This is a genomic window from Variovorax sp. J22G73 (assembly GCF_030317035.1).
In the GTDB taxonomy this organism is placed as follows: Bacteria; Pseudomonadota; Gammaproteobacteria; order Burkholderiales; family Burkholderiaceae_C; genus Variovorax.
Window position 1 is genome coordinate 76,217 of record NZ_JASZYK010000004.1, and the last position, 25,948, is coordinate 102,164.

General features: G+C 69.3%; 28 protein-coding genes. 14 read left to right on the top strand and 14 right to left on the bottom strand.

Features of this window, described 5'->3' with window-relative positions:
- Window positions 1-91 precede the first annotated feature (91 nt).
- Genes QTI51_RS16755 through ureC form a run of 4 tightly spaced genes read left to right on the top strand, consistent with a single transcriptional unit; the run spans window position 92 to window position 3,090 of the window.
- Entirely contained in the window at window positions 92-394 is a 303-nt protein-coding gene (locus QTI51_RS16755; RefSeq protein WP_116909187.1) for an urease subunit gamma, read from the top strand.
- 31 nt (window positions 395-425) lie between these two features.
- Window positions 426-1,034 carry a HupE/UreJ family protein gene (locus QTI51_RS16760; RefSeq protein ID WP_116909188.1) on the top strand — a complete coding sequence of 203 codons (609 nt, stop codon included), beginning with the start codon at window positions 426-428 and terminating at the stop codon, window positions 1,032-1,034.
- 8 nt (window positions 1,035-1,042) lie between these two features.
- On the top strand, window positions 1,043-1,348 hold the full coding sequence (locus QTI51_RS16765) for an urease subunit beta (RefSeq protein WP_116909189.1): 306 nt from the start codon (window positions 1,043-1,045) through the stop codon (window positions 1,346-1,348).
- A complete protein-coding gene (ureC, locus tag QTI51_RS16770; RefSeq protein ID WP_116909190.1) occupies window positions 1,348-3,090 on the top strand; it encodes an urease subunit alpha in 1,743 nt (580 codons plus the stop codon). The genes QTI51_RS16765 and ureC overlap by 1 nt, the downstream gene beginning before the upstream one ends.
- A 3-nt stretch (window positions 3,091-3,093) precedes the next feature.
- Here the strand turns inward: ureC and QTI51_RS16775 are convergent, their stop codons facing one another.
- Both QTI51_RS16775 and QTI51_RS16780 read right to left on the bottom strand, forming a co-directional pair.
- Window positions 3,094-3,498, bottom strand: coding sequence for a type II toxin-antitoxin system death-on-curing family toxin (locus QTI51_RS16775; RefSeq protein WP_116909191.1), 405 nt, complete (start codon window positions 3,496-3,498; stop codon window positions 3,094-3,096).
- Window positions 3,495-3,722, bottom strand: coding sequence for an AbrB/MazE/SpoVT family DNA-binding domain-containing protein (locus QTI51_RS16780; RefSeq protein ID WP_116909192.1), 228 nt, complete (start codon window positions 3,720-3,722; stop codon window positions 3,495-3,497). The genes QTI51_RS16775 and QTI51_RS16780 overlap by 4 nt, the downstream gene beginning before the upstream one ends.
- A gap of 71 nt (window positions 3,723-3,793) precedes the next feature.
- On the opposite strand from QTI51_RS16780, the gene ureE reads away from it, so the two are divergent.
- The 3 genes from ureE to ureG all read left to right on the top strand — a co-directional run bounded on the left by ureE (window position 3,794) and on the right by ureG (window position 5,867).
- The gene (gene ureE, locus QTI51_RS16785; protein ID WP_116909621.1) at window positions 3,794-4,414 is read left to right on the top strand and encodes an urease accessory protein UreE; all 621 of its coding nucleotides are present in this window, start codon (window positions 3,794-3,796) and stop codon (window positions 4,412-4,414) included.
- A gap of 109 nt (window positions 4,415-4,523) precedes the next feature.
- Entirely contained in the window at window positions 4,524-5,198 is a 675-nt protein-coding gene (locus QTI51_RS16790; RefSeq protein WP_116909193.1) for an urease accessory protein UreF, read from the top strand.
- A gap of 18 nt (window positions 5,199-5,216) precedes the next feature.
- Complete coding sequence (gene ureG, locus QTI51_RS16795) at window positions 5,217-5,867, top strand: urease accessory protein UreG (protein WP_116909194.1); 651 nt, start codon at window positions 5,217-5,219, stop codon at window positions 5,865-5,867.
- A gap of 74 nt (window positions 5,868-5,941) precedes the next feature.
- Here ureG and QTI51_RS16800 read toward each other — a convergent pair whose 3' ends face one another.
- On the bottom strand, window positions 5,942-6,121 hold the full coding sequence (locus QTI51_RS16800; protein ID WP_116909195.1) for a DUF3606 domain-containing protein: 180 nt from the start codon (window positions 6,119-6,121) through the stop codon (window positions 5,942-5,944).
- Between the two features lie 262 nt (window positions 6,122-6,383).
- Here QTI51_RS16800 and QTI51_RS16805 point away from each other — a divergent pair, with 262 nt between their 5' ends.
- Both QTI51_RS16805 and QTI51_RS16810 read left to right on the top strand, forming a co-directional pair.
- The gene (locus QTI51_RS16805; RefSeq protein ID WP_116909196.1) at window positions 6,384-7,865 is read left to right on the top strand and encodes an ATPase domain-containing protein; all 1,482 of its coding nucleotides are present in this window, start codon (window positions 6,384-6,386) and stop codon (window positions 7,863-7,865) included.
- Window positions 7,862-9,493 carry a hybrid sensor histidine kinase/response regulator gene (locus QTI51_RS16810; protein ID WP_286516132.1) on the top strand — a complete coding sequence of 544 codons (1,632 nt, stop codon included), beginning with the start codon at window positions 7,862-7,864 and terminating at the stop codon, window positions 9,491-9,493. Before QTI51_RS16805 ends, QTI51_RS16810 begins: the two co-directional genes overlap by 4 nt.
- Window positions 9,494-9,560: 67 nt before the next feature.
- On the opposite strand, the gene QTI51_RS16815 is transcribed toward QTI51_RS16810, so the two are convergent.
- The 7 genes from QTI51_RS16815 to QTI51_RS16845 form a co-directional block, all read right to left on the bottom strand.
- Window positions 9,561-10,112, bottom strand: a complete 552-nt coding sequence (locus QTI51_RS16815; protein ID WP_286516131.1) for a hypothetical protein — start codon at window positions 10,110-10,112, stop codon at window positions 9,561-9,563.
- Window positions 10,113-10,227: 115 nt separating this feature from the next.
- Entirely contained in the window at window positions 10,228-11,739 is a 1,512-nt protein-coding gene (locus QTI51_RS16820; RefSeq protein ID WP_116909198.1) for a tripartite tricarboxylate transporter permease, read from the bottom strand.
- A gap of 28 nt (window positions 11,740-11,767) precedes the next feature.
- On the bottom strand, window positions 11,768-12,256 hold the full coding sequence (locus QTI51_RS16825) for a tripartite tricarboxylate transporter TctB family protein (protein ID WP_116909199.1): 489 nt from the start codon (window positions 12,254-12,256) through the stop codon (window positions 11,768-11,770).
- Window positions 12,257-12,384: 128 nt separating this feature from the next.
- A complete protein-coding gene (locus QTI51_RS16830; RefSeq protein WP_116909200.1) occupies window positions 12,385-13,830 on the bottom strand; it encodes a sensor histidine kinase in 1,446 nt (481 codons plus the stop codon).
- Window positions 13,827-14,534, bottom strand: a complete 708-nt coding sequence (locus tag QTI51_RS16835; protein WP_116909201.1) for a response regulator transcription factor — start codon at window positions 14,532-14,534, stop codon at window positions 13,827-13,829. Before QTI51_RS16835 ends, QTI51_RS16830 begins: the two co-directional genes overlap by 4 nt.
- A gap of 245 nt (window positions 14,535-14,779) precedes the next feature.
- On the bottom strand, window positions 14,780-15,391 hold the full coding sequence (locus QTI51_RS16840; RefSeq protein ID WP_207786676.1) for an ATP-binding protein: 612 nt from the start codon (window positions 15,389-15,391) through the stop codon (window positions 14,780-14,782).
- A complete protein-coding gene (locus tag QTI51_RS16845; RefSeq protein ID WP_132748760.1) occupies window positions 15,391-15,690 on the bottom strand; it encodes a hypothetical protein in 300 nt (99 codons plus the stop codon). The genes QTI51_RS16840 and QTI51_RS16845 overlap by 1 nt, the downstream gene beginning before the upstream one ends.
- 229 nt (window positions 15,691-15,919) lie before the next feature.
- Here QTI51_RS16845 and QTI51_RS16850 point away from each other — a divergent pair, with 229 nt between their 5' ends.
- From QTI51_RS16850 to QTI51_RS16860, 3 genes are all read left to right on the top strand, one after another.
- Window positions 15,920-16,504 (top strand): nuclease-related domain-containing protein, encoded by a 585-nt coding sequence (locus QTI51_RS16850; RefSeq protein WP_116909202.1) that lies wholly within the window; start codon window positions 15,920-15,922, stop codon window positions 16,502-16,504.
- Window positions 16,505-16,692: 188 nt separating this feature from the next.
- Window positions 16,693-19,095, top strand: coding sequence for an outer membrane protein assembly factor BamA (gene bamA / locus QTI51_RS16855; RefSeq protein WP_116909203.1), 2,403 nt, complete (start codon window positions 16,693-16,695; stop codon window positions 19,093-19,095).
- A gap of 17 nt (window positions 19,096-19,112) precedes the next feature.
- Window positions 19,113-19,886: a winged helix-turn-helix domain-containing protein gene (locus tag QTI51_RS16860; RefSeq protein ID WP_116909204.1), complete on the top strand. Its 774-nt coding sequence runs from the start codon at window positions 19,113-19,115 to the stop codon at window positions 19,884-19,886.
- A 24-nt stretch (window positions 19,887-19,910) separates the two neighbouring features.
- Here QTI51_RS16860 and QTI51_RS16865 read toward each other — a convergent pair whose 3' ends face one another.
- Together QTI51_RS16865 and QTI51_RS16870 are read right to left on the bottom strand one after the other, a co-directional pair.
- Complete coding sequence (locus QTI51_RS16865) at window positions 19,911-20,822, bottom strand: intradiol ring-cleavage dioxygenase (RefSeq protein WP_116909205.1); 912 nt, start codon at window positions 20,820-20,822, stop codon at window positions 19,911-19,913.
- Window positions 20,819-20,971 (bottom strand): hypothetical protein, encoded by a 153-nt coding sequence (locus tag QTI51_RS16870; protein ID WP_165840311.1) that lies wholly within the window; start codon window positions 20,969-20,971, stop codon window positions 20,819-20,821. The genes QTI51_RS16865 and QTI51_RS16870 overlap by 4 nt, the downstream gene beginning before the upstream one ends.
- Window positions 20,972-21,196: 225 nt before the next feature.
- On the opposite strand from QTI51_RS16870, the gene QTI51_RS16875 reads away from it, so the two are divergent.
- The gene (locus tag QTI51_RS16875) at window positions 21,197-22,852 is read left to right on the top strand and encodes an ATP-binding protein (RefSeq protein WP_116909206.1); all 1,656 of its coding nucleotides are present in this window, start codon (window positions 21,197-21,199) and stop codon (window positions 22,850-22,852) included.
- Window positions 22,849-23,565, top strand: a complete 717-nt coding sequence (locus QTI51_RS16880; RefSeq protein ID WP_116909207.1) for a response regulator — start codon at window positions 22,849-22,851, stop codon at window positions 23,563-23,565. The genes QTI51_RS16875 and QTI51_RS16880 overlap by 4 nt, the downstream gene beginning before the upstream one ends.
- A gap of 42 nt (window positions 23,566-23,607) precedes the next feature.
- Here QTI51_RS16880 and QTI51_RS16885 read toward each other — a convergent pair whose 3' ends face one another.
- Window positions 23,608-24,270, bottom strand: a complete 663-nt coding sequence (locus QTI51_RS16885; RefSeq protein WP_116909208.1) for a TetR family transcriptional regulator C-terminal domain-containing protein — start codon at window positions 24,268-24,270, stop codon at window positions 23,608-23,610.
- Window positions 24,267-25,763 carry an aminotransferase-like domain-containing protein gene (locus QTI51_RS16890; RefSeq protein WP_165840312.1) on the bottom strand — a complete coding sequence of 499 codons (1,497 nt, stop codon included), beginning with the start codon at window positions 25,761-25,763 and terminating at the stop codon, window positions 24,267-24,269. Before QTI51_RS16890 ends, QTI51_RS16885 begins: the two co-directional genes overlap by 4 nt.
- Between the last annotated feature and the right edge of the window lie 185 nt (window positions 25,764-25,948).

The following is a 25,948-nucleotide window of genomic DNA, read 5'->3' on the forward strand; positions in this document are numbered from 1 at the left end:
TGTACGGCTTTTGGCGAACAGGGCACGACTGTTGCAAAGAAGCCGTCTTCCCCATAATGGCCGCCTCCTCCAGCCACCCGATGCCGATCCCATGGAACTGACCCCGCGCGAAAAAGACAAGCTGCTGATCTTCACCGCGGCGTTGCTGGCCGAACGCCGCAAGGCCCGCGGCTTGAAGCTCAACTACCCCGAGGCCATCGCGCTGATTTCCGCCGCCGTGATGGAAGGCGCCCGCGACGGCAAGAGCGTGGCCGAGCTCATGAGCGACGGGCGCGCCGTGCTCACCCGCGCCGACGTCATGGACGGCATCGCCGAGATGATTCCGGACATCCAGGTCGAAGCCACCTTCCCCGACGGCACCAAGCTCGTGACCGTGCACCAGCCCATCGTCTGAACCTCTCCCGACAAGAAGAAAGACCTTTTCCATGCGCTTCGCCAAGTCCCTCCCCCTGCTTGCCACCCTGCTTGCCACCCTGCTGCTGCCGCTGGCCGCCAGCGCCCACGTCGGTGTCGACGGCGGCATGCACCACGGCTTCAGCACCGGCTTTCTGCACCCGCTGACCGGCGCCGACCACCTGGCCGCCATGGTCGCGGTCGGTTTCTGGAGCGCCCTGTCCGCGCGCCGCGCCTGGCCCGACCTGCTCTGGGCGCCGCTGGCCTTCGCCGGCATGCTGCTGGTGGGCGCGCTGATGGGCCTGGCCGGCGTGCAGCTGCCGGCGGTCGAACCGATGATCGCGGCCTCGCTGCTGGTGCTGGGCCTGCTGGTGGCCACGCGCGTGCACCTGCCGGCCGGCGTGGCGATGGCGGTGGTGGGCGCCTTCGCGGTGTTCCACGGCGTGGCGCATGGCCACGAGCTGGCGAATGAAGACGGCGCGGCCCGCACGCTGGCCGGCATGGTCGGCGCGACGGTGCTGCTGCACGGGGCCGGCATCGCGCTGGGCTGGTCGCTGCGTCATGCCAACGCATGGCTGCCGCGCGTGGCGGGTGCCGCGGTGGTCGGCCTGGGCGCCACGCTGCTCGCGCAAGCGATCTGAGGCCGGCCATGACGCCCGGCGAACTCCTCACCGACGACGGCGAGCACACGCTCAACCCCGGCCGCCGCACCCTCACGCTGGTGGTGCAGAACACCGCCGACCGCCCCATCCAGGTCGGCTCGCACTACCACTTCGCCGAGACCAACGGCGCGCTCGGCTTCGACCGCGAGGCCGCGCGCGGCATGCGGCTGAACATCGCCTCGGGCGCCGCCGTGCGCTTCGAGCCGGGGCAGCAGCGCACCGTCGAGCTGGTCGATTTTTCGGGCGACCGCGTCGTCTACGGCTTTCGCGGCCTCGTTCAAGGAAAGCTCTGATGGCCACCATTTCAAGGCGTGCCTACGCCGAAATCTTCGGCCCCACCGTGGGCGACCGCGTTCGCCTGGCGGACACCGACCTGCTGATCGAGGTCGAGGCCGACTACACCCTGCGCGCCGGCGGCTACGGCGAAGAGGTGAAGTTCGGCGGCGGCAAGACCATTCGCGACGGCATGGCGCAGTCGCAGCGCACGCGCGACGGCACGGGCAGCGGCCCGACCGCTGGCGGCGCCGTCGACACGGTGCTGACCAACGCGCTCATCCTGGACCACTGGGGCATCGTGAAGGCCGACATCGGACTGAAGGGCGGGCGCATCGTGGCCATCGGCAAGGCCGGTAACCCCGACGTGCAGCCGGGCGTGGACATCGTCATCGGCCCGGGCACCGAGATCATCAGTTGCGAGGGCAACATCGTCACCGCCGGCGGCATCGACAGCCACATCCACTTCATCTGCCCGCAGCAGATCGAAGAGGCGCTGTCGTCCGGCGTGACCACCATGCTGGGGGGCGGCACCGGCCCGGCCACCGGCACCTTCGCCACCACGGCCACGCCCGGCCCCTGGCACATCGAGCGCATGCTGCAGGCCGCCGATGCGTTTCCCATGAACCTGGGCTTCCTGGGCAAGGGCAACGCCAGCCTGCCCGATGCGCTGCACGAGCAGATCGACGCCGGCGTCATCGGCCTGAAGCTGCATGAAGACTGGGGCACCACACCCGCGGCCATCAGCAACTGCCTGGACGTGGCCGACGCCACCGACACGCAGGTGGCCATCCACAGCGACACGCTCAACGAGTCGGGCTTCGTGGAGAACACCATCGCCGCCGTGGGCGGGCGCGCCATCTGCGCCTTTCACACCGAGGGGGCGGGCGGCGGGCATGCGCCGGACATCCTGCGGGTGGTGGGCGAGGGCAACTTCCTGCCGTCGTCGACCAACCCCACGATGCCCTACACCGTGAACACGCTCGACGAGCACGTCGACATGCTCATGGTGTGCCACCACCTGGACGCCGGCATCGCGGAAGACCTGGCCTTTGCCGAGTCGCGCATCCGCAAGGAAACCATTGCCGCCGAAGACGTGCTGCACGACCTGGGCGCCATCAGCATGTTCAGCTCCGACAGCCAGGCCATGGGCCGCGTCGGCGAGGTCATCATCCGCACCTGGCAGACCGCGCACAAGATGAAGCTGCAGCGCGGCAAGCTGCCCGAGGACAACGAGCGCAACGACAACTTCCGCGCGAAGCGCTTCGTGGCCAAGTACACGATCAACCCCGCCATTGCGCACGGCATCGCGCACGAGGTGGGTTCGCTGGAGGTCGGCAAATGGGCCGACATCGTGATCTGGAAGCCGGCCTTCTTCGGCGTGAAGCCATTCACCATTTTGAAGGGCGGCACCATCGCCATGGCCGCCATGGGCGACCCGAACGCATCGATTCCCACGCCGCAGCCGGTGCACTTCCGCCAGATGTTCGGCGCCTACGGCGGCTCGCTGGCCAGGAGCTCGCTGACCTTCGTGTCGCAGGCCGGCCTGGCCTCGGGCATCAAGGAGCGCTACGGCCTGAGCAAGCAGCTGAGCGCGGTAAAGAACATTCGCGGCGTGCGCAAGCAGCACATGGTGCACAACGGCTATACGCCGAAGATGGAAATCGACGCGCAAACGTACGCGGTGCGCGCCGACGGGCACCTGCTGACCTGCGAGCCGGCGAAGCTGCTGCCGATGGCGCAGCGGTATTTCCTGTTCTGAATGTCAGGGCTCGCGCGGCGCGAGGTGGTCGCGAATCCATTGCGCAAAGGATGCTTCGTCGATGTCTCCTGCCGCGAGGCCGAGCGTCTTCATCACGCAGTCTTCATCGGAGGCAAGAAGCTCGAATCCGTTGAGGGCGAGAAAGGTCTCCATCGCCACGAAGGCGGTTCGCTTGTTGCCATCCACGAACGGGTGATTGCGCGCAATGCCGAAGGCGTAGCTCGCGGCCAGCGTTGCAGCGTCGGGGGACTCGTACATCGCCCGGTTCTGCGGCCGGCCCATCGCGGAAGCCAGCATTCCTTCGTCGCGCACGCCGGCCGGTCCGCCGTGCTCGGCGAGCTGTTCTTCATGCACCAGCTGGATCACACGAATGTTCAGCCAGACCCAGTGCTGGTTGGCAGCGCTCACTTGGCGAGTTCACGCAGGACGTTGCGCCGCTTTTTCATCACGCGGCGCGCGGCATCCATCTGGCGTTCGAACTCGTCGTCGTATGGCGTGATCGTCACGCCACCGTTGGCAGCCTGCGTGAGATAGACGGTGTCGCCCTTGCCCACGTTCATGCTCGCCAGAACTTCCTTGGGCAGGATGACGCCGACCGAGTTGCCGATCTGGGTCAGTTTGAGGGCGGACATGCGACGCTCCGTTGAACAAAAGTTATAACAAGCGTTATATTAGCCCGCCTCATTTGGAGCCGCAAGCCACCATGCTCACCGCCAACAAACTCATGCCCCAGGGCCGCGGTCTCGCGCCCGTGTTGCTCAAGCGCGCCGCCACCATCGAGCTCGACTGGGACGTCCGCCAGAAAAGCCGCTTCGACGCTACCGATTCGCAGGGTCGACAGATCGGCGTGTTCCTGCCGCGCGGCACCGCGGTGCGGGGTGGCGATGTGCTGGTGGCGGAAGACGGTTCGCTGGTGCGCGTGATCGCGGCGCCGCAGCCGGTGTTGCGCATCACCCATTGCACGGCCCACGGCACGCCTTTCGACCTGACGCGCGCGGCCTATCACCTGGGCAACCGGCATGTGCCGATCGAGCTCAAGCCCGACCACCTGAAGATCGAGCCCGACCATGTGCTGGCCGACATGCTGCGTTCGATGCACCTGATCGTGGTGGCCGTCGACGAAGCCTTCGAGCCCGAGGGCGGTGCTTATGGATCGCATGGCGGCGGTCATGGCCACGACCACGCGCACGGCCACGATCACGGGCACAACCACGATCATTCGCACGGCAGCAGCAAGGGGCCGAAGCCGCTGGTGCTTGCGCCTGAACTGCTCGATGACCATGACCATTCGCACGGTCGTGACCATCACGGTCATTCGCACTGAAATGAGGCTGGCTGCTTGTGTCGGGCGTGGTTCAGGGCGGTGGTTGATCGCGGTTCGCCAGCGGCGGCCTGTTCACGCGCCCTGAACAACAACGCCAACGACAAGTGACATGACCCCAGGCCCCCACAGCCTCCTGCAACTCATCTGGCTCGCCTCCCCCGCCCTGCCGGTCGGCGGTTTCTCGTACTCCGAAGGCGTCGAGGCCGCAGTCGAGTGGGCGGGCATCGATTCAGAACCGCGCGCCGCCGAATGGCTGGCAGACCAGTTGCACCTGGGCTTCGCGCGCGGCGACCTCGCGCTGTTCGCACAGGCCGTCGGCGCCTGGCGCGCCAACGACATGCAGCGCGTGCGCGAACTCAACCAGTGGGTGATGAACACGCGCGAATCCGCCGAGTTCTTCCTTCAGACCGAACAGATGGGCCGCTCCTTCGTCGAGTGGCTCAAGCTGCACCACGCGGACACGGCCGAAGTCTTCGCCGGCCTGCCCGCCACCTACCCCGTGGCCTTCGCCTTCGCGGTGAGCCGCACCGACGCCAGCGTGCACGACGGCTGCCTGGCCTTTGCCTTCGGCTGGGCCGAGAACATGGTGGCGGCGGCCGTGAAGGCCGTGCCGCTGGGCCAGAGCGCGGGGCAGCGCATCCTGGGGCGGCTGTCGCAGGAAATTCCCGACGCCGTGGCCCGCGCCATGGCACTGGGCGACGACGAGCGGCAAGCCTTCGCACCGCTGCTGGCCGTGCTCTCGGCGCGCCATGAAACACAATATTCCCGCCTCTTCCGAAGCTGAACCGAACGGACCCCCGACATGACCTCCGCCCTGCACCACATTCCCCATCGCACCAAGAGACTGCCCCCGCTGCGCGTGGGCATCGGCGGCCCGGTCGGCTCGGGCAAGACCACGCTGCTCGAAATGCTCTGCAAGGCGATGCGCGACAAGTACGACCTCATCGCCATCACCAACGACATCTACACCAAGGAAGACCAGCGCCTGTTGACCGTTGCGGGGGCGCTGCCGGCCGAACGCATCATGGGCGTGGAAACGGGCGGCTGCCCGCACACCGCGATCCGCGAAGACGCCTCCATCAACCTCGAGGCCATCGACCGCATGCTGGAAGACTTTCCGAACGCCGACATCGTGTTCGTCGAGTCGGGCGGCGACAACCTCGCCGCCACCTTCAGCCCCGAGCTGTCGGACCTGACGATCTACGTGATCGACGTGGCCGCGGGCGAGAAAATTCCACGCAAGGGCGGCCCGGGCATCACCAAGAGCGACCTCTTCGTGATCAACAAGACCGACCTCGCGCCCTACGTGGGCGCCAACCTCGACGTGATGGAACAGGACACGCAGCGCATGCGCCGCCAGCGCCCCTACGTGATGACCAACCTGAAGACCCACACGGGCGTGGCCGAGGTGGTGGCGTTCATCGAAGAGCGCGGCATGCTGGCCGCGGGGTGAAACAGCGCCTCTGAATGCAGAGGCCGGCCCGGGTCATTGGCCCGTCGGCTAACCCGGGTGATTTGCTGGCCGGCTCAGGGCAGGCCGAGATAGATGCGCAGGTCGTCCTTCACCGTGCCCGCCGACGCCACGGCGGTGCGCAGCCGCTCCTCGCTCACGCCGAACCACTGGGTCCAGTAGTCGACCTCCTTGAGATCGGTGACGTCGATCCGTTCATCGTCCTGGGGAATGCGGATCTCGGTGTCTTCGCGCATCGTCTTCTCCTGAAGAGCTAAGGGTGAGGGGTGTGAGGGTGCGGCCGGGGCCGGAAGGGCAGTGTCCACGCCCTCCCCCGCCCGCCAGCCGGACGATTCCGACGCGCGGTGCAGGACAACTCCGCCACCCGCCCCTGACGCCCCTGACGCGTCGGCGCACGCCGCGCCACGCGGCGCCGTCCTGCACGCGCCACGTTGCTTCGATGATTGAATTTGGTATCAAACCTTTTTCTAACCACGATTCTCATCACGGAGGAGCAACATGGCGCCGGACTCCCACAGACTGCTGAGCGTCGGCGTGCCCGGGCTGGACGACGTGCTCGGCGGCGGCCTCGAGCCCAACCGGCTGTACCTGCTCGAAGGCACGCCCGGCGCCGGCAAGACCACCATCGCGATGCAGTTCCTGCTCGAAGGCGTGGCGCGCGGCGAGTCGGTGCTGTACGTCACCCTCTCTGAAACCGAGACCGAGCTGCGCGGCGTGGCCGCCTCGCACGGCTGGGACGTGTCGGGCATCCATGTGCGCGAGATGCTCCCCACGCAGGACAGCCTGCAGCCCGAAGAGCAATACACCATGTTCCACCCCTCGGAGGTGGAACTCAGCGAAACCACGCTGCGCATCCTGAGCGACGTGGAGGCGCTGAAGCCCTCGCGCATCGTGTTCGACTCGCTGTCCGAACTGCGCCTGCTGTCGGGCACCTCGCTGCGCTACCGGCGCCAGATCCTGGCGCTCAAGCAGTTCTTCGCGGGCCGCCAGTGCACCGTGCTGCTGCTCGACGACATGACCGCCACCGAGCACGACCTGCAGGTGCAGAGCATCGCGCACGCGGTGGTGCGGCTGGAACAGTCGAACTCCGACTATGGTGCGTCGCGCCGCCGCCTGCTGGTGGTGAAGTACCGCGGCCAGTCGTTTCGCGGCGGCTACCACGACTACAAGATCCATCGCGGCGGGCTGCAGGTGTTTCCGCGCCTGGTAGCGGCCGAGCACGTGAACGACGCCGCGCTCACCAAGCTGCCCAGCGGCATCGAGGAACTCGACGCGCTGCTCGGCGGCGGGCTCGAGAACGGCACCAGCACCCTGCTGGTGGGCGCGCCCGGCACGGGCAAGTCGTCGGTCGCGGTGCAGTTCGCCATCGCGGCCGCCAAGCGCGGTGAATCGGCTGCGCTCTTCATCTTCGACGAGAGCGTCAACACCCTGCGCACGCGCTGCACGGGCCTGGGCATGACGCTGGACCCGTACCTGCAGTCGGGCCAGATCCGCATCAAGCAGGTCGACCCGGCGGAGCTTTCGCCCGGCGAGCTGGTGCACGAGATTCGCCTGGCCGTGACCGAGCATGGCGCGAAGGTGGTGGTCATCGACAGCCTGAACGGCTACCTGAACGCGATGCCCGACGAGCGCTTTCTGATCGTGCAGCTGCACGAGCTGCTGACCTACCTCGGCCAGTCGGGCGTGGCGACCATCCTGGTCGGCGCGCAACACGGGCTGATCGGCATGCAGATGCAGACGCCGGTCGACGCCAGCTACCTGGCCGACGCCGTGGTGCTGCTGCGCTACTTCGAGGCCGACGGCGAGGTGCGCCAGGCGATCTCGGTGCTCAAGAAGCGCGGCGGCGCGCACGAGCGCTCCATTCGCGCGTTCTCGATGGACACCACGGGCCTGAACGTGGGCGAGCCGCTGCGCCACTTCCGCGGCATCCTGACCGGTGTGCCGGTGCCGATCGACGGCATTGCCGCACCCCCGCAGTGACGGACACGACCACGCACCCGGCGGCCGCGAAGCCGCCGAGCGACACCCCGCAGCGCGACACCTTGCCTCGCGAACCCGAGCTGCGCGAGCCCCAGCTTCGCGTGCTGATGCGGACCGCCACCGCCAAGGACGCAGTGATGGCCTCCGCCGTGCTCTCGCACGCCGGCATCGAGACCCAGGTGTGCCCCAACCTGCCCGCGCTGCTGCGCGAAATCGGCCATGGCGCGGGCGCGCTGCTGGTGTCCGAGGAAGTGCTCGCCGGCAACGGCGCCACCGAGCTCGCCGCCGCGGTCGCGGCCCAGCCCCCGTGGTCCGACCTGCCGGTGCTGATCCTGGCGCGCCAGGGCGCGGACTCGCGCGCCATCGCGACCGCCATGGAAGGCATGGCCAACGTCACCGTGCTGGAGCGCCCGATTCGCGTGGCCTCGCTGGTGAGCGCGCTGCGCAGCGCGTTGCGCGCGCGGCGGCGGCAGTACGAGCTGCGCCGCATCCTCGAAGACCTCAACGAGGCCGACAAGCGCAAGACCGAATTCCTCGCCACGCTGGCACACGAGCTGCGCAACCCGATGGCGCCGCTGAGCACGGCGCTGGCCATCCTCAAGCGCAAGGCGCTGGCGCCCGAAGCCGCGCTGCCCTACTACGAGCTCATGGGCCGGCAGCTGGAACACATGGTGCGGCTGGTGAGCGACCTGATGGAGGTGTCACGCATCACGCGCGGCAAGATCGAGCTGCAGATCGCCGAGCTCGCGCTCGACCAGGTCATTCGCGGCGCGGTCGAGCTCAGCCGCCCGCTGATGGACGCGGGCAAGCACACGCTCACGCTGCACATGGCCGACAGCTCGCTCGCAGTCGAGGGCGACAGCGTGCGCCTCACGCAGGTGTTTTCCAACCTGCTGAACAACGCCGCCAAGTACACGCCGGAGGGCGGGCGCATCGACGTGTTCGTCGAGCGCGACGACCAGGGCCACGCGGTGGTGCGCGTGAAGGACAGCGGCGCGGGCATTCCGCAGGCCATGCTCGGCGCCATCTTCGACATGTTCGTGCAGGTGAGCGACACGGCGCGCGCCGCGCAGGGCGGCCTGGGCATCGGCCTGACGCTGGTGAAGAGCCTGGTCGAGCTCCATGGCGGCACCGTCGCCGCGCGCAGCGAGGGGCCCGACCAGGGCAGCGAGTTCATCGTCTCGCTGCCGCTGCTGGACCACAGCGTGCGCGCCGGCAAGAAGGCCGACGCGGCGCAAGAGGCCATCGCCTCGATGCATCGCATCCTGGTGGTGGACGACAACCGCGACGCGGCGGAGTCGCTCGCGGCCCTGCTCGGCCTGCTGGGCGCGCAGACCGCGGTGGCCTTCAGCGGCCCCGAGGCGCTGGAAAAGGCCGAGAGCTTTAGCCCGTCTTTCGGAATCCTGGACATCGGCATGCCGGGCATGGACGGCTGCGAGCTGGCGCGGCGGCTGCGCGCGCACCCGCAGCTGCATGGCATGGGGCTGGTCGCGCTCACCGGCTGGGGCCAGCCCGACGACCGGCTGCGCATTGCGCGCGCCGGCTTCGACCACCACTTGCTGAAACCCGTGGACGTCGAGGAGCTTTCAGGCGTGCTGCGCAAGCTGGCGTCGCGCGAAGCGGGTTGAAGCTCACCGCTCCAAAATTCGGAAGAAGCCGCGAATGCGAAAGAAGGGCCACTGCGGCCCTTCTTTTTCAGAGTTCGCTGCCGTCGCGCAGCTGCCGCGCCTTGTACACCAGGCGCACGCTGGCACGGCGCGGGTCGCTCACCTGCTGCACGTACACGTCGGTGTCGTTGCTCACCCAGGCCGCATAGGCGCTGCCGGGGTCGCGCGACGCAAGCTCGGTGCCGAACACGCCGCGGCCCCATTGCACGAGCGCCGCGAAGGCCGAGGCGCCGTTGTCCGGCGTGGCCTGCGCGGTGGCCACGTACTCGACGCGGCGCAGTTCCGACGCCGCGAAGAAGAAGGTCGGCTCGAACAGCAGGCCCGCCATCTCGACCGGCGCGCCGTGCCAGTTGCCGACCAGGCCGCCGCTCAGGCGCTGGGGCCGCGGCACGCGTTGCGCGGCGGGCACGGCAGCCTGCAGCTCCTCGGCCGACATGCCCAGGCGCACGCCCGGCGGCAGGGACTGGGCATGCAAGCCGCACGCGACGACAAGGGCGGCGCCGGCGGCGAGGGCACGAAGAAGGGTCGGCAAGGCGAAGGGGCGCACGTTCGGCATCGAGAGAAAAAGCGGCGGAACCATGGGACCGCGAGTATGACCCGGAGTTCCATGGTGCCGCCGCGACGGGTCTCTCACCCTCCAGAGGCTTTGATGGCTCTTGAGGCTGCAGAGGCTTTCAGCGCCCTTTCGATGCCCGTCACTCCTCGACGAAAGCCTCTTCCCGCTTGGCCTTCACCGAAGGCAGCAGCACGATCACCAGCAGCAGGCCCGCCACCACCAGCAGCCCGGCCGACAGCGGCCGCGTGACGAACACGCTCCAGTCGCCGCGCGACAGCAGCAGCGCGCGGCGCAGGTTCTCTTCCATCATCGGCCCGAGGATGAAGCCCAGCAGCAGCGGCGCGGGCTCGCACTTGAGCTTCAGGAACAGGTAGCCCACGATGCCGAAGATGGCGACCATCCACACGTCGAAGGTGTTGTTGTTCTCCGAGTACACGCCCACCGCGCAGAACAGCACGATCGACGGGAACAGCCACTTGTAGGGAATGGTCAGCAGCTTGATCCAGATGCCGATCATCGGCAGGTTCAGCACGATGAGCATCAGGTTGCCGATCCACATCGAGGCGATCAGGCCCCAGAACAGCTCGGGGTTGCTGGTCATCACCTGCGGGCCGGGCTGGATGTTGTGGATGGTCATGGCGCCCACCATCAGCGCCATCACCGCGTTGGGCGGGATGCCCAGCGTCAGCAGCGGAATGAAGGAGGTCTGCGCGCCGGCGTTGTTGGCCGACTCGGGGCCCGCCACGCCGCGGATGTTGCCCTTGCCGAACGGCACTTCGCCGGCCTTGAGCTTCATCTTCTTCTCGATGGTGTAGGCCGCGAAGGCCGACAGCAGCGCGCCGCCGCCGGGCAATATGCCCAGCGCCGAACCCAGCGCCGTGCCGCGCAGCACCGCGGGCGTCATGTCCTTGAAGTCCTGCTTGGTGGGCCACAGGCCCTTCACCTTGGCGGTGAACACTTCGCGCTCATGCTCGGGCACGGCCAGGTTGGCAATGATTTCACCGTAGCCGAACACGCCCATGGCGATGGCGATGAAGCCGATGCCGTCGGTGAGCTCCGGAATGTCGAAGCTGTACCGCGCCACGCCCGAGTTCACGTCGGTGCCGACCAGGCCCAGCGCCAGGCCGAACAGGATCATGGTGATGGCCTTCAGCAGCGAGCCCGAGGCCAGCACCACCGCGCCGATCAGGCCCAGGATCATCAGCGAGAAGTACTCGGCAGGGCCGAACTTGAAGGCCAGCTCGGTCAGCGGCGGCGCGAAGGCAGCCAGGATGAGCGTGCCCACGCAGCCCGCGAAGAACGAGCCCAGCCCGGCCGCGGCGAGCGCCGGTCCGGCGCGCCCCTTTCTCGCCATCTGGTAGCCGTCGATCACGGTCACCACCGAAGACGATTCGCCCGGCAGGTTGACCAGGATGGCGGTGGTCGAGCCACCGTACTGCGCGCCGTAGTAGATGCCGGCCAGCATGATCAGCGCCGACACGGGCGGCAGCGCGTAGGTGGCGGGCAGCAGCATCGCGATGGTCGCGACCGGGCCGATGCCCGGCAGCACGCCGATGAGCGTGCCCAGCAGGCAGCCGACGAAGGCGTAGACGAGGTTCTGCGCCGTGAAGGCGACGCCGAAGCCGATCGAGAGGTTGGTAATCAGGTCCATGTGTCTTGTCTTCTTGTTCTTCTGTGAATCAGCCCGCGATGAAGGTCGGCCACACCTGGAACTGCAGCTTCAGAGCCACCACGAAGGCCAGGTAGCTGCCCAGCGCGAGGATGGAGGCGAGCACGGTCACGCCCTTCCAGCCGAAGTTGTCGCCCGCCAGGCTGGCGATGAAGGTCAGCGCGTAGATGGCCACGATGAGCCCCATCGACGGCAGCCCGATGCTCGGCAGCCCGCCCAGCAGCACCCCGAAGATGAGGTTGGCGCCGATGATGAACACCAGCGGCTTCCATGCGATGCGCCCGATGGGCTCGCCGTCTTCCGTCTCGACGCTGAGCGCCTTGAGCGTGATGGCCACGCCCATGAGGGCAATGAGGATGCCCACGATCAGGGGAAAGTAGCCGGGCCCCATGCGGGCACCCGAGCCCACGTTGTAGGTCGTGGCGCCCCATGCGAAGGCCACGCCGAAGGCGCTGAAAAGCACGCCCGAGCAGAAGTCTCTCTGACTCTTGATTCTCACCGTTGATGTCTCCTGGAACTGCGTTGATCGGCACAGGTTGTGCGCCGAGCGATCCTAGGAATTCGGGGCGCTGCTGTGTATGACCAACACATTGCCGTTCGGCAATGTGGCGGGCGCGCGCGGTGCGTTCAGTCGTCCGCCATCGGCAGGTCGATGCACGCGCGCAGGCCCGGGCGCGCATCGGCGAACTGCAGCCGCCCGCCGTGCAGCGCCACCACCGCCTGCACGCTGGCCAGGCCCAGGCCGTGGCCCGGCGTGCTGCGGTCCAGCCGGTGGAAGCGCACGCCGATGCGCTCGTACTCGGCCGCGGGAATGCCGGGGCCGTTGTCCTGCACGAAGAGCTGCGCGCGGCCGTCGACGGTGTGCGTGCCGATGCGCACCGTGGCGCCGGTGCCGCCGGTGCCGCCGGTGCCACCCTCCACCGCATTGCCGGCGTATTTCAGCGCGTTGTCCAGCAGGTTGGCCGCCGCGCCCGCGAGCAGGTCGCGGTCGCCCAGCGCCACCGCCATGTCGGCGGGCTCGCGCAGCAGCACGATGCCACGCGCCTCGGCCACCGCCTCGTACAGCTCGGCCACGTCGTCGGCAATCACGTGCAGCGCCACGGGCGCGAACTGCTGGCGGCGCGCGCCGGCCTCGACCTCGGCGATCTGCAGCAGCTTCTCGAACACCACGGCCAGCTCTTCCAGCTCGCGGATGGCGGTGGCCACGGCCTCGCGCTGCGGGTGATCGTGCGGGCCTTGCGGACCTTCCGGGTCGCGCCCCTCTTTCGCCTGCAGCGCCTCCTCCACCGTGCGCAGCCGCACCAGCACCCGCGTGAGCGGCGTGCGCAGGTTGTGCGCAATGGTGTTGGACACGTGGCGCACCCCGTCCATCAGCGACTGGATGCGGTCGAGCATGGCGTTGATGTCGTGCTCCAGCAGCGCGAACTCGTCCTCCTGCCCCGAGGGCGCCACGCGCTCCTGCAGCTCACCGGCCGCGATGCGCGCGGCCGTGCGGCGCACCGCGCCCACGCTGCGCTCCAGCTCCTGGCGGAACACGAAGGTGCCGCCGATCAGCAGCAGCACCGCCACGATGCCCGCCGCCGCGCTGGCGCTGGCCACCAGCGACTCGATCGACTCCTGGTCGCGCAGGTCGTGCCCGACCACCAGCTGGCCGCCGTCCGGCAGGTGGCGGATCACGATGTACGCCACCACCGTCTGGCCCGCGCGCACCACGCGGCGGTGCACGCCGTCGCCCGCGTCGGGGGCGGCCGAGGGCATCTGGTCGAGGTTGCCGGCGCGCTTGTCGCCGTCGCGGTCGGTCAGCAGGTAGATCTCGTTGTCGGAGTTGCGCCCGTCCGACAGCGCGTTCGATATCTCGCCCGCCACGCCGTCGGTGCCGCGCGCGTCGTAGCGCACCATGAGCTGCTGCATGCTCGCGGCCACCTGGCGCACCATGCGCTGCTGCAGCACGCCCACCGTCTGCATGTACACGATGGCCAGCGCCGCCAGCATGGTGATGGCCACCAGCAGCCCGTAGTAGAAGGCGAGCCTGAAGCCCACCGAGCGCCACAGCTGGCGCAGGGCCTGGGTCATTGCGGTGGCTGTTGCTGTTGTTGTTCTGGCGGGGCCAGCGTGTAGCCCACGCCGCGCACGGTGTGGATCAGCGTGGGCGCGCCGCCCGCGTCGAGCTTGCCGCGCAGGCGGCTCACCTGCACGTCGATCACGTTGGTCTGCGGGTCGAACTGGTAGTCCCACACCGCCTCCAGCAGCATGGTGCGCGTGACCACCTGGCCCGGATGCATCATCAGGTACGCCAGCAGCCTGAACTCGCGCGGCTGCAGCGCGATGGGCCGGCCGGCGCGCTCCACGTGGCGGCGCGCCAGGTCGAGCGTGAGGTCGGCCAGCTGCAGCGTGCGGATCTCGGGCCCGGTGCGCGAGCGCCGCACCAGCGCCTCGGCGCGCGCGGCGAGCTCGGAGAACGCGAAGGGCTTGGCCAGGTAGTCGTCGCCGCCGGCCTTCAGCCCGCGCACGCGCTCGTCGAGCGCGCTCAGTGCGCTGAGCACCAGCACCGGCGTCTTCTTGCCGAGGGCGCGCATCGTCGAGAGGATCGACAGCCCGTCCACGTCGTTGGGCAGCATGCGGTCGAGGATGACCAGGTCCCACGACTCGCCCGTGGCGCGCGCGAGCGCGTCGGCGCCGTCGCGGCTGATCACCGCCACATGGCCGAGCGAGCGGAAGCCCTCGGCGATGTAGCGCGCGTTGTCGGCGTCGTCCTCCACGATGAGGCAGCGCCACATGGCGGTGGCGTTTAGCACGCCGGCGCCATGACCCCGCGCGGGGCAACGGGACGGGCCGGGAGGGAAGAAAGATCGGGGAGTGACTGCGTTCGGATGCTCATGGCGATGGAGTCGGCCGGCCCACCGTCCATCCGGGTGCCGCCGGGGCCATCCTAGCCGCGATTGAAGCAGAGAAAGCGCAGGGGTTTCATTACCGTTTGTCCATGTTGGCCTGGGCCGGGGGCCCGCGTTGAAGCTGGAGTTCGCTACGCCTGCAGCAGCGGCAAGCGCAACGTCAGCCCCAGCACGCCGCCCGCGTCCGGCGCCGAGTAGATGCGCCCTCCGTGCCCGCTGGCAATGCGCTCGCACGCCCTGGCGCTCGCGAGCGCCGCCGCGGCGTGCGCGCCGTCGAAAAAGCGCGCGAGCGGCGGCCGCGCATCGACGGCATCGAGGTCGTGCCAATGGATCACCGCCTGTTCGCCTTCGGTGTGCGCGCGCACCTGCAGCGTGGCCCCCGCATGCATCACGCTGGCCGCATAGGCCGTGACCTTGGCGAGCAGCTCGCGCAGCTCGGTCTCTATCGCGAGCACGGGCACGGCTTGCGGTGGTAAGTGGAGGTCGACGCGAAGCGGCTTGCCGCCTGCCTCGCACGACGCCGCATCGAGCAGCGGCCGCAGGTCTTGCACGCGGCTGTCTTCCAGCCGCTGCCGCGCGTGCTGCCGGGCTTGCGCGGCCAGCTCGCGCGCCTTCGCGCCCTGGCGCAGGTTGGCGAGGAACAGCGACGCCATCAGGCACGCCACGCCGCCGAGCCCCAGCGCGATCACGCTGGCAATGACCACGCCGAGGCTGCCGGTTTGCAGTTGCCCCGCGGCCGCCATCAGCGAGCCCCTTGAGGCGGCGCCTCGGGTTCGCCCGGCGCGGTGCGTGCGCAGTCGCTGCCGGGGACGGGGCCGGGCGCGCCGCGTTGGTCCTCGGAGCCTCTGCAGCCTTCGCGCCATTCGGGCGACGGCGGCCTGTGTGGTCCACCGGCGGGACCGTAGGACATCGGCGGCGGTTCGCCGCGCCAGCCCGGCGGCGGCGGACGGTAGGGCATGGGTGGCGGGGGCAGCACGATGCAGCCCGCGAGGCTGCCGGCCGCCAGCGCGGCTGCAAGAAAACGGATCGGGATTCGGTTCATTGAAAAAACTCGTTGTGGCGTTGCGGGCTGCTCTTCATCGAGCCGCCGGCACGCATGCTCTCGTCCAAATTCGGAGGAATCTTGAGAACGCCGCGTGTTCGCAGAAAAAGTTGCGGGGGCGCATGTGAAGTGGCGGTGAAGCGCATGCACGTGCACTCGCCGTGAAAACACCTCGTACGAAAAATCTCCCAAAAGCCGCGCGATGCTCCGCAACCGAAGGAGCCACCCAATGACCATTGCCTTGCACAGCGACACTGCCTCGACGCTGGGCGTGCAGCAGCTCGCCAGCGCGTTCAGCCCCACCTTTTCGCACCTGCGCATTCTTCGCAACCTCGTCATTCCGATGCCCGAAGGGCATGCGGCGCGCACGGCCCGCATCGACGCGGTGCTGGTCTGCGAGACAGGCGTATACCTCTTCGAAATCAAGGCCTGGCGCAACGCCTTCGTCTACCGGGAGAAGTCAGACGAGTCGCCACCACGCTGGTTCCTGCGCATCAACGGCTGCAAGAACGCACGCGAGGTGAAAGACCCGGCGTGGCAGGGCGGACGCAAGACGACGCAGTTGCGCAGCCTGTTGCCCGACGACCTGCGGCTCCAGTACTTCGTGCTGTTGCCGTGCGAAGGCGTCGAGCTGGAAGGCGTGATGCCGGCAGCTGTCATCACGCAGCAAGACCTGCCCTACATCGCACGCCTGGTTCGCAACAACGGCCGCACGGCGCGCACCTACCGGCTGATGGATGCGGAAGGTATCGATCGAACTGCGGAGCGGCTGTTGGAGATACAGGGCGCTACTCGCGCTCTGGTTTTGCAGTAGTTGTTGCTGCTGCTCGTGGCGTGTGAACAGGCCGCCGGGTTAAAAAACACCGAAAGAACGCACTGCAGAGCCCCAAGAGACGAGCACCCTGACCACACGCTGAACAAAGAAAAGTAAAGCCAAAACACAGCCCCGAGCGCCACGGGGAAGTCCAAAATTTCTCCGACATTGGCGAAGACCATGCGGCGATGCATCTACCGAAGTCCCTCGCAGCGGCCGCCGTGCTGCTTGCCTCGCTGGCCGCGCTTCCCGCATGGGCCACCGATCCGTTCACCGTGCGGGACATCCGCCTCGAAGGCCTGCAGCGCGTGGAGCCCGGCACCGTGTTCGCCACCATGGGCCTGAAGGCGGGCGACACCTACAGCGACGAGCGCGGCAGCAACGCCATTCGCGAACTGTTCAAGCTGGGCCTGTTCAAGGACGTGCGCATCGACGTGAACGGCAACGTGCTGGTGGTGGTGGTCGAAGAGCGGCCCACGGTGGCCGACGTCGACTTCGTCGGCACCAAGGAGTTCGACAAGGCCGCGCTGCAGAAGGCGCTGCGCGAGATCGGCCTGGCCGAAGGGCAGGCCTTCGACAAGGCGCTGGCCGACCGCGCCGAGCAAGAGCTCAAGCGGCAGTACATCAGCCGCAGCCTCTACAACGCACAGGTCGTGACCACCGTCACGCCGCTGGAAAACAACCGCGTGAACCTGACCTTCACCGTGACCGAGGGCGAGTCCGCGCGCATCAAGGAAGTGCACGTGGTCGGCAACAAGGACTTCAGCGAAAGCACCCTGCTCGACCTGTTCGACCAGGACACCGGCGGCTGGCTCGACTGGTACACCAAGTCCAACCAGTATTCGCGCACCAAGTTCAACGGCGACCTCGAAACCCTGCGCTCGTACTACATCACGCGCGGCTATCTCGAATTTCGCATCGACTCCTCGCAGGTCGCGATTTCGCCCGACCGCCAGACGCTCACCCTCACCATCAACATCACCGAAGGCCACAAGTTCGTCGTGGCCGGCGTGAAGCTCGCGGGCGACTACATGGGCCGCGAAGACGAGTTCAAGACGCTGGTCACCATCCGCCCCGGCGCGCCATACAACGGCGAAGAAGTGGCCGCCACCACCAAGGCCTTCAGCGACTACTTCGGCACCTTCGGCTACGCCTTCGCGCGCGTGAAGGCCGAGCCGGAGATCGACCGCGAGAACAACCGCGTGACCATGGTGCTGCGTGCCGAGGCCTCGCGGCGCGCGTACGTGCGGCGCATCAACATCGGCGGCAACGCCAAGACGCGCGACGAAGTGATACGCCGCGAGTTTCGCCAGTACGAAGGCGCCTGGTACGACGGCAACAAGATCCGCGCCTCGCGCGACCGCATCGACCGACTGGGCTTCTTCACCGACGTGAACGTCGACACGGTCGACGTGCCCGGCTCGCCCGACCAGGTCGACCTGGCGGTGAGCGTCACCGAGAAGCCCACGGGCTCGCTGCAGCTGGGCGCGGGGTATTCGTCGACCGACAAGGTGTCGCTCACCTTCGGCATCACGCAGGAGAACGTGTTCGGCAGCGGCAACTACCTGGGGCTGAACGTGAACACCAGCTCGTACAACCGCACCATCTCGCTGACCGCGACCGACCCCTACTTCACCAAGGACGGCATCTCGCGCACGCTGAACGTGTTCCACACCACCACGCGGCCCTACTACGAGGCCGACGGCAACTACAAGCTCGCGAGCGACGGCGGCTCGGTGCGCTTCGGCTTTCCGGTGGGCGAGCAGGACACGGTGTTCCTGGGCATCGGCGTGGAGCGCTATTCGTTCACGCCGGGCACCAACGGCACCTATGCGCTGGTGGACGGCTCCTACGTGTACACGGCCACGCCGCAGGCCTACCTGGACTACTTCAAGTGCACGGGCACCGCGCCGAGCGTGAGCTGCGCCAGCTCGAGCATCGTGGGCATTCCGGCCACGCTGGGCTGGTCGCGCGACGACCGCGACAGCGCGCTGGTGCCCACGCGCGGCGTGCTGCAGAGCGCCAACCTCGAAGTGGGCGTGGGCAGCGAGCTGCGCTACATGAAGTCGAACTACCAGTACCAGCAGTACTTTCCGCTGTCCAAGCAGTACACGCTGGCCGTGAACGGGCAGCTGGGCTACGCGCGGGCGCTGGGCAACAGCACGTTCCCGATCTTCAAGAACTTCTACGCGGGCGGGCTGGGCTCTATCCGCGGGTTCGAGCAGAACTCGCTGGGCCCGACCGACGCGGTCACGGCGGGCTCGCTGGGCGGCACGCGCAAGGCGATCTTCAACATGGAGTTCAGCACGCCCTTTCCCGGCGCGGGCAACGACAAGACGCTGCGGCTGTACACCTTTCTCGACGCGGGCAACGTGTTTGCCGACCGCACGGCGAGCATGACCGACGCGCAGTGGAAGGCGCAGAACCGCATTCGCGCTTCCACCGGCATCGGCATCAGCTGGATCTCTCCGCTGGGGCCGCTGCGCCTGGCGTACGCGCTGCCGCTGCTGTACCAGAAGGAGGACACGGCCAACAACATCGCGGCCGACCGCACGCAGCGCTTCCAGTTCCAGATCGGCACTTCTTTCTGAGCCGGAGGGCCGCAGCCATGGGACGCATCCTGCTGGTGGAAGACGGGCGCGACAGCGCCGCACAACTGCGCGCGGAGCTGTTCGCGCACCTGCACGGCGCGGGCCACGAGGTGGAGCAGATCGGCGACGGCGCGGCGGCGCTGGAACGCATCCTGACGGCGCCGCCGGCGCTCACGCTGCTCGACATCGTGCTGCCGCCCGCGCAGCAGCCCGCACCGGCCGTGGTGGGCAAGACCGCGGGCGTGGCCACGCGGGCGATCTCGGACGGCATCGACGTGCTGCAGCAGGTGCGCTCGCACAGCAACCACCCGATCATCATGCTGACGGCGCGCGCGCAGGAGCACGACCGCTTGCGCGCGCTCGACATGGGCGCCGACGACTACGTGTGCAAGCCCTTCTCGCCGCGCGAGGTGGTGGCGCGCGTGAACACGGTGCTGCGCCGGCATGCGATGCGCGATGCGGTGCTGGCCGCCGGACGGCCCTCCGCCGCGGTGAAGCTCGACAGCGCGCCGGGCACGCGCGGCAACGCCCGGCTGGAAGACCGGCCGCTGGCGCTCACGCGCCGCGAGTGGCTGCTGCTGCGCGCGCTGTCGAACGACCCGGGGCGCGTGTTCACGCGCGCGAAGCTGCTGGAGGCGGCGTTCTTCGACGCGCTCGACGTGAACGAGCGCGCGGTGGACGGGCACATCAAGAACCTGCGCAAGAAGCTGGCGGACGTCGCGCCGCTGCACGACTGGATCCGCTCGGTGTATGGGGTGGGCTTCAGCTTCGCAGACCGGCCGGCGGGTTGATGGAGGCGCGGACGTTTGCTCGTGTCAGCCCGCGGGGCGCGGCGGCACCAGGGCCTTGATGCGCGCGGCGCCTTCCAGCGTGCGCGGGCGACCGGGCCGCAAGCCTGCGCCCATCTGCGGGCCCGGCGCCCCGGTCATGCCTGGCATCGCGGGCATTCCCGGCATTCCCGGCGGCCCCGACATGCCCGACATGCCCGGCCCGCCTTGCAGGGGCCGGTCGACCACCGGGTTCGCCGCCGGGTCCACCACCAGCGCGAGCGTGGCCACGTAGCGCTGGCGCTCTTCGCGCACCGCGCCCAGCACGGTGTCGCCGGCGCGCAGCGCGATGCCGTCGACGCTGTTGAGCGTGTCGCGCACCCGCGAGCGCTGGTACGGCGAAACCTGCGTGTAGAGGAACTCGCTCAGCGCATCGGGCAGGAAGAACTGCGAGGTGAGCACGGCGCGCGCGCCGTTGAGCACCTTCATGTGAATGTGCGTGGTGCGCCCCGCATACCAGCCCGGGTACACGGTGGCGAAGGCAGCGATGCCGTCGCGGTCGGTGAACTGGCTGCCGCGCAGGAAGGTCTTGCCCTCGAAGGCGCCCGAGCGGTCGTCGCCCTGCCCGCCGAAGCCCGAGTAGCGGCCCTGCATGTCGCAGTGCCACAGGTCCACGCGCAGCCGGGGCAGCGGCCGCCCGGCGGTGTCGCACACGGTGAAGCGCACCTGCAGCGGCACGCCCTCCAGGCCTTCGGTGATGTCGCTGCGCACCTGCGCCACGTCGAGGTAGTACGGGCCCTCGGTGGTCTGCGCGGTGAGCGGGAGCTTCTGTGTGGTGGCGGCAGTGGCGCTGGTGGCGCCGGTGGCACCTGCGGTGCGTGCCGTGGCCGCCAGCGTGGCCGCGCCCAGGCTGGCCAGGAGGCCGCGGCGGCCCAGGGCGGGGGAGTTCGAAAGGGTCATGGTGTCTTCTCCTCGGGGGTGGCTCCGGGTCGGGCCGGCCGCGTGGCGCAGCCCTCGGCCCACAGCACGAGCAGCGTCCATGCCTGGGCGACCAGCCAGAAAAACACGGTGATCGCACCCAGCAGCGCCAGTCTCAGTTCCGGATTCATGGGCCCATGCTGCGGCCGCATCCGGGAGAAAAGATGGAGAACAGGCAAAGAAAAAGGAGCGCGCAAGGGCGCGGCCGGTTTCTCCCAATTTCCTCCACATTCGGCCGACATCATCGGTTTTCGCACCGTTTCCACCCCTGCGCGACGCCGTTCGCGCCCTGTTCACCTCACGCCGGTCCGCCTCCCATGCATGTCGCAGAATGCGGCCATGCCCGCCTCCCGCCCATGCCGCAACTGACCCTTTCCCGCAAGATCTTCCTGGCGCTGGCTGCCTTGTTGATCGTGCTGCTCATCAGCTTCGCGGGGCTGTCGATCATTGCGCTGCAGCGCGGGCTGGGCTCCTACGTGGCCGAGATCGAGATCCGCCGCATGGACTGGCTGGCGCAGCTGGTGCTGAAGAACTACGTGGCCACCGGCGACTGGAAGAACCTGCGCGACAACGAAGACGCCTGGCAGCGCCTGCAGATGGGCCGCTTCGCCAACGTGCTCGACAGCGCCGCCGCCAACGGCGACGAGCGCCGGCTGCCGCCCTGGTACGAGTACCGCGCCATGCGCGCAGCACCGCCGGGCAATGCCGCCGACGGAACGCCGGGTGGCCTCACCGGGACCACCGGCACCACCTCCACCACCTCCACCACCGGCACCACGGGTGCCGTCGACGTCAACGCCCCGCCGCCGCCACCGCCCTCCCCGCAGCTCGACCTGCTGCCGCGCCGGCTGCCGGGCATGCCGCCGCCCTGGGTGTTTCCCGATCCGCGCGGCATGCACGACTCCATCTTCCAGCGCCTGGCCGTGCTCGACGCCGGCGGCGCGCGCGTGGTCGGCGCCGACCTCGACCTGGCCAACGCCGCGCGCATGCCGATACGGCACAACAAGTCGGTCGTCGGCTATCTGGCGCTGGCCCCGCTGCAGGGGCTGGAGAGCGAGGCCGACCGCGCCTTCATCGCGCGCCAGTCGGGCGTGATCGTGCTCACCGGCCTGTGCGGCCTGGGCTTTGCGCTGGTGCTGTCGTGGCTGCTGGCGCGGCGCTGGTTCAAGCCCATCGACGAGCTCACGCAGGCCGCGCAGGACGTGGCGCGCGGGCGGCTCTCCACCCGCGTGGCAGTGCAGGGCTCGGACGAGCTGGCGCTGCTGGGCAAGACCTTCAACGACATGGCGCAGCGGCTGGACACGGTGGAGGCCTCGCGCCGCGCCTGGCTGGCCGACGCGGCGCACGAGCTGCGCACGCCGCTGGCGGCCATGCGCGCGGAAATAGAGGCGCTGCAGGACGGCGTGCGCACCTTCGACGAGCGCACCGCGCTGCGCCTGCACCGCCAGGTGATCCGACTGGGCCAGCTGGTGGACGACCTGCGCAGCAGCATGCGCGAGCCGCGCAGCGACGTGCTCACCGCCACGGTGTACCCGCTGTCGCTGCTCAAAGAGGCGCTGGACCACACGCGCGACCGCTTCGCCAAGCGCGGCGTGCAGGTCGACCGCGCCGCCGTCGACCGCATCGACAGCTTCTCGCAACCCACGATCGACGGCGACGCGCACCGGCTGCACCAGGTGTTCATGAACCTGCTGGAGAACACGCTGGCCTACACCGACGAAGGCGGCGCGCTGCGCATCGACGTGACGGTGGAAGGCGCGTGGACCGGCAACTGCCTCACGCTGCTGTTCGACGACAGCGCGCCCGGCGTGCCAGAGAGCGAGCTGCCGCGCCTGTTCGACCGCCTGTTCCGCGGCGAGACCTCGCGCAGCCGCGAGCACGGCGGCTCGGGGCTGGGCCTGTCGATCTGCCGCGCCACCGTGGAGGCGCACGGCGGCACCATCGACGCATCGGCCTCGCCGCTGGGCGGGCTGCGCGTGACCCTTACCCTGCCACTGAGCGCATCGCCATGACACGCATTGCCATCGTCGAAGACGAAGCCGACATCGCCTCCGTGGTGCAGGACTACCTGCGCCACGCGGGCTACGAGACCACGCATTTCACCGACGGGCGCAGCGCGCTGGAGGCCATCGTGGCCGCGCCGCCCGACCTCACGCTGCTGGACGTCATGCTGCCGCGCATGGACGGCATCGAGGTGCTGCGCCGCGCGCGCGAGCACACGGCGCACCCGATCATCATGCTCACCGCGCGCATCGAGGAGGTCGACCGCCTGCTCGGGCTGGAGCTGGGCGCGGACGACTACGTGTGCAAGCCCTTCTCGCCGCGCGAACTGGTGGCGCGGGTGCGCGCGGTGCTGCGGCGCACGGCCGGGCCGGCCTCGGGTTCGCCCGGCGCGCCGGGTTCGACGGCGGACGGCGCTGGCGACGCTCCCGGCCTGGTGCTGGACGATGTGCACTGGCGCGCGTCGCTCGAAGGCACGCCGCTGAACCTCACGCGGCGCGAGTTCGGGCTGCTGCAGGTGCTGTCGCGCCACCCGGGGCGCATCTTCTCGCGCGCCCGGCTGCTCGAGCTGGCCTACGACGACACGGTGGACGTGACCGAGCGCGCCATCGACAGCCATGTGAAGAACCTGCGCCGCAAGCTGGGCGCGGCGGCGCCCGAGCACGACTGGATCCGCTCGGTCTACGGCGTGGGCTTCGCGTGGGAGGCGCCGGTGCCGGCCTGAACCTCGCTTGAGCTTGGCCTGGCTTGGCCTGGCCTGCACGGTCTATGCAGCAGGCAACGCCGGCTTCTTCTTCAGCCCCAGCGCGCCTTCGAGCATGCGCATGACCGTCTCGCGCGCCTGGTCGAAGTCTTCGGGCTCCAGCGTCTTCTTGCCCAGCAGCATGCGCATCTGCCACGCGAAGTCGGCGTAGGTCTGCGTCATGGCCCACAGCGTGAACAGCAGGTGCGCCACCGGCAGCGGCGACACGTCGCCGTTGGCCATCCAGCGGTGCAGCACGGCCGCCTCGGCGCGGAACGCGGGCACCAGCTTGGCCTCGATGTCCTCGGCGCACTGCGGCGCCTGCGAAATGATTTCCTGCGCGAACAGGCGCGAGCCCGACGGGTGGTCCCAGGAGAACTGCAGCTTCTGCGTCACGTAGCGCTCCAGCGCGGCGTAGGGGTCGAGGTCGGCGGCGGCCAGGCTGTCGAGGTTGGACAGCCAGGCGTCGAGCACGTCGTTGAACACCCGCCGGTACAGCGCCTTCTTCGAGGGGAAGTAGTACAGCAGGCTCTGCTTGGAAAGGCCGGCGTCGGCCGCGATGTCGTCCACCGACACGCCGCCGTAGCCGTGCACGGCGAAGCGCTCCTGCGCCACGGCGAGGATGGCGCTTTCGAGGTTCTGCCGGCGGGCCTGGCGCTTGACGGCGGGGGGGCGGGGGACGCTCATGGGTTCTTCATGCGCGCGAGAAAGCGCACCAGCCGGTCGTCGCCGCACTGCGCCACGTTGAAGCGGTACCAGGCCAGGGGCTGCGGCGTGCCGCCGAAGTCGCCCGCCGCGGCCAGCGGCAGGCCCTGCTTGCGCGCCTCCTGCAGCACGGCCTCGGGGCCGGGGCGCGGCTCGCTGCCGGGCGGCCAGCCGGCGCACAGGAAGGGGCCGCCGTCGGGCACGTGCAGCGCCTGCAGGCCCGCGCCGGTGAGCAGCGAGAGCGTGCGCTCGCCCGCGATCTTCAGCGCCGTGTTGAGCTTCTGCAGGAAGCGCGGGTAGCCCGCGTCGGCCAGCACCTCGCAGGCCACGCGCTCTTCGAACTCGCTGGGGCCCAGCGTGGTGTGCAGGCAGCGCAGCGCTGGGTCGTCGACCCAGCGCTGCGGCAGCAGCACATGCGCGAGCCGCAGCTTGGCCGACAGCGTGGTCGACACGCCGCCCACCTGCGCCACGCGCTGCAGCCCGTCCATGGCGGCCAGGCTCGGCGCCTGCACCGGCGACAGCCCGCGCCAGGTGTCGAGCTCGATCACGCGCAGGTCGTGCCGCTCGGCCGCCTGCAGGGCCTGGTGCGCGCCCTGCGCGCTCATGCACACGCCCAGCGGGTTGGACACGGCGGTCGACACGAACAGCAGGCGCCGGCGCCCGTCGCCCGGCAGCCGCGGCGCGAGCAGGTCGAGCGCGGCGATGTCCAGGCAGGCGCCGCGCCGCGGCACTTCGAGAATGCGCCGGCCCAGCGTGAGCACCAGGTTGCGCAGCTGGCGCGAGGCGGGCGACTCGAGCAGCACAGCGTCGCCGGGCTCGGTCCATGCCTGCAGCAGGCACATGGCGGCGCCCAGGCTGCCGGCGGCCGTCATCACCTGCTGCGGCAGCAGCGAAGGCAGCTCGGCGCGGTGGCGCGCCGCGATCAGCTCGCGCAGGCGCGGCAGGCCGAAGCTGGGGCGCACGCCGCCTTCCCAGTCGGGCGCGGCGCGCGCCACGCGGCGCAGGGCCTCGCGCACCAGGTCGTCGCCGCGGTACTCGGCGGGCGGCGGGCGGTCGTGGCCGGCCGAAGCATCGGTGATGCGCGGCACCGCCTCGGGCAAGCCGGCGGTGTCGCCCAGGCGCGCGGGGCGGTGCAGCACGTAGTAGCCGCTGCCCGGGCGCGAGCCCAGCACCGAGCGCGCGCGCAAGGCGCTGTACGACTCGGTGACGGTGAAGGTGCTGACGCCCAGCTTGCCCGCGAGCGCGCGCACCGAGGGCATCTTGGTGCCCGGCGCCAGGCGCCCGTCGGTCACGCGGAGTTCCACGCCCTCCACCAGGCGCTGCGCCAGGCCCAGGCCGGGGGCCGCCTGGTTCATGTCGCCCATGAGGCCCTGCATCCAGCCCGCGCCGGACAGGGCCGGAGGAAGCTGCACTAGGTCGCGCGCCAGGGGGTTGAGCGCCACGGGATTGAGCGTGGGGTTGCTCGAACTCTGCATTGCGTTTGTCTCCTTCGAACTCGACATGCGCGTCGATGGTCGCGGGCCGGCGAAAGACAGGGTTTGCCCGAAGGATGCGTGCTGCCCGGTGCACCGGACAGCCAGCAAATCGGCGGCAAACACTTTCTCGCGCGCCGCGCCAACTGTGTATGGGCGGCACCCTTCGTTTGCTGAATCATCGCGAC

Coding starts and splice junctions, on each gene's coding strand:
- QTI51_RS16755 (WP_116909187.1), top strand. CDS start 92: ATGGAACTGACCCCGCGCGAAAAAGACAAGCTGCTGATCTTCACCGCG.
- QTI51_RS16760 (WP_116909188.1), top strand. CDS start 426: ATGCGCTTCGCCAAGTCCCTCCCCCTGCTTGCCACCCTGCTTGCCACC.
- QTI51_RS16765 (WP_116909189.1), top strand. CDS start 1,043: ATGACGCCCGGCGAACTCCTCACCGACGACGGCGAGCACACGCTCAAC.
- ureC (WP_116909190.1), top strand. CDS start 1,348: ATGGCCACCATTTCAAGGCGTGCCTACGCCGAAATCTTCGGCCCCACC.
- QTI51_RS16780 (WP_116909192.1), bottom strand. CDS start 3,722: ATGTCCGCCCTCAAACTGACCCAGATCGGCAACTCGGTCGGCGTCATC.
- ureE (WP_116909621.1), top strand. CDS start 3,794: ATGCTCACCGCCAACAAACTCATGCCCCAGGGCCGCGGTCTCGCGCCC.
- QTI51_RS16790 (WP_116909193.1), top strand. CDS start 4,524: ATGACCCCAGGCCCCCACAGCCTCCTGCAACTCATCTGGCTCGCCTCC.
- ureG (WP_116909194.1), top strand. CDS start 5,217: ATGACCTCCGCCCTGCACCACATTCCCCATCGCACCAAGAGACTGCCC.
- QTI51_RS16800 (WP_116909195.1), bottom strand. CDS start 6,121: ATGCGCGAAGACACCGAGATCCGCATTCCCCAGGACGATGAACGGATC.
- QTI51_RS16805 (WP_116909196.1), top strand. CDS start 6,384: ATGGCGCCGGACTCCCACAGACTGCTGAGCGTCGGCGTGCCCGGGCTG.
- QTI51_RS16815 (WP_286516131.1), bottom strand. CDS start 10,112: ATGGTTCCGCCGCTTTTTCTCTCGATGCCGAACGTGCGCCCCTTCGCC.
- QTI51_RS16820 (WP_116909198.1), bottom strand. CDS start 11,739: ATGGACCTGATTACCAACCTCTCGATCGGCTTCGGCGTCGCCTTCACG.
- QTI51_RS16830 (WP_116909200.1), bottom strand. CDS start 13,830: ATGACCCAGGCCCTGCGCCAGCTGTGGCGCTCGGTGGGCTTCAGGCTC.
- QTI51_RS16835 (WP_116909201.1), bottom strand. CDS start 14,534: ATGTGGCGCTGCCTCATCGTGGAGGACGACGCCGACAACGCGCGCTAC.
- QTI51_RS16840 (WP_207786676.1), bottom strand. CDS start 15,391: ATGGCGGCCGCGGGGCAACTGCAAACCGGCAGCCTCGGCGTGGTCATT.
- QTI51_RS16845 (WP_132748760.1), bottom strand. CDS start 15,690: ATGAACCGAATCCCGATCCGTTTTCTTGCAGCCGCGCTGGCGGCCGGC.
- QTI51_RS16850 (WP_116909202.1), top strand. CDS start 15,920: ATGACCATTGCCTTGCACAGCGACACTGCCTCGACGCTGGGCGTGCAG.
- bamA (WP_116909203.1), top strand. CDS start 16,693: ATGCATCTACCGAAGTCCCTCGCAGCGGCCGCCGTGCTGCTTGCCTCG.
- QTI51_RS16860 (WP_116909204.1), top strand. CDS start 19,113: ATGGGACGCATCCTGCTGGTGGAAGACGGGCGCGACAGCGCCGCACAA.
- QTI51_RS16865 (WP_116909205.1), bottom strand. CDS start 20,822: ATGACCCTTTCGAACTCCCCCGCCCTGGGCCGCCGCGGCCTCCTGGCC.
- QTI51_RS16870 (WP_165840311.1), bottom strand. CDS start 20,971: ATGAATCCGGAACTGAGACTGGCGCTGCTGGGTGCGATCACCGTGTTT.
- QTI51_RS16875 (WP_116909206.1), top strand. CDS start 21,197: ATGCCGCAACTGACCCTTTCCCGCAAGATCTTCCTGGCGCTGGCTGCC.
- QTI51_RS16880 (WP_116909207.1), top strand. CDS start 22,849: ATGACACGCATTGCCATCGTCGAAGACGAAGCCGACATCGCCTCCGTG.
- QTI51_RS16885 (WP_116909208.1), bottom strand. CDS start 24,270: ATGAGCGTCCCCCGCCCCCCCGCCGTCAAGCGCCAGGCCCGCCGGCAG.
- QTI51_RS16890 (WP_165840312.1), bottom strand. CDS start 25,763: ATGCAGAGTTCGAGCAACCCCACGCTCAATCCCGTGGCGCTCAACCCC.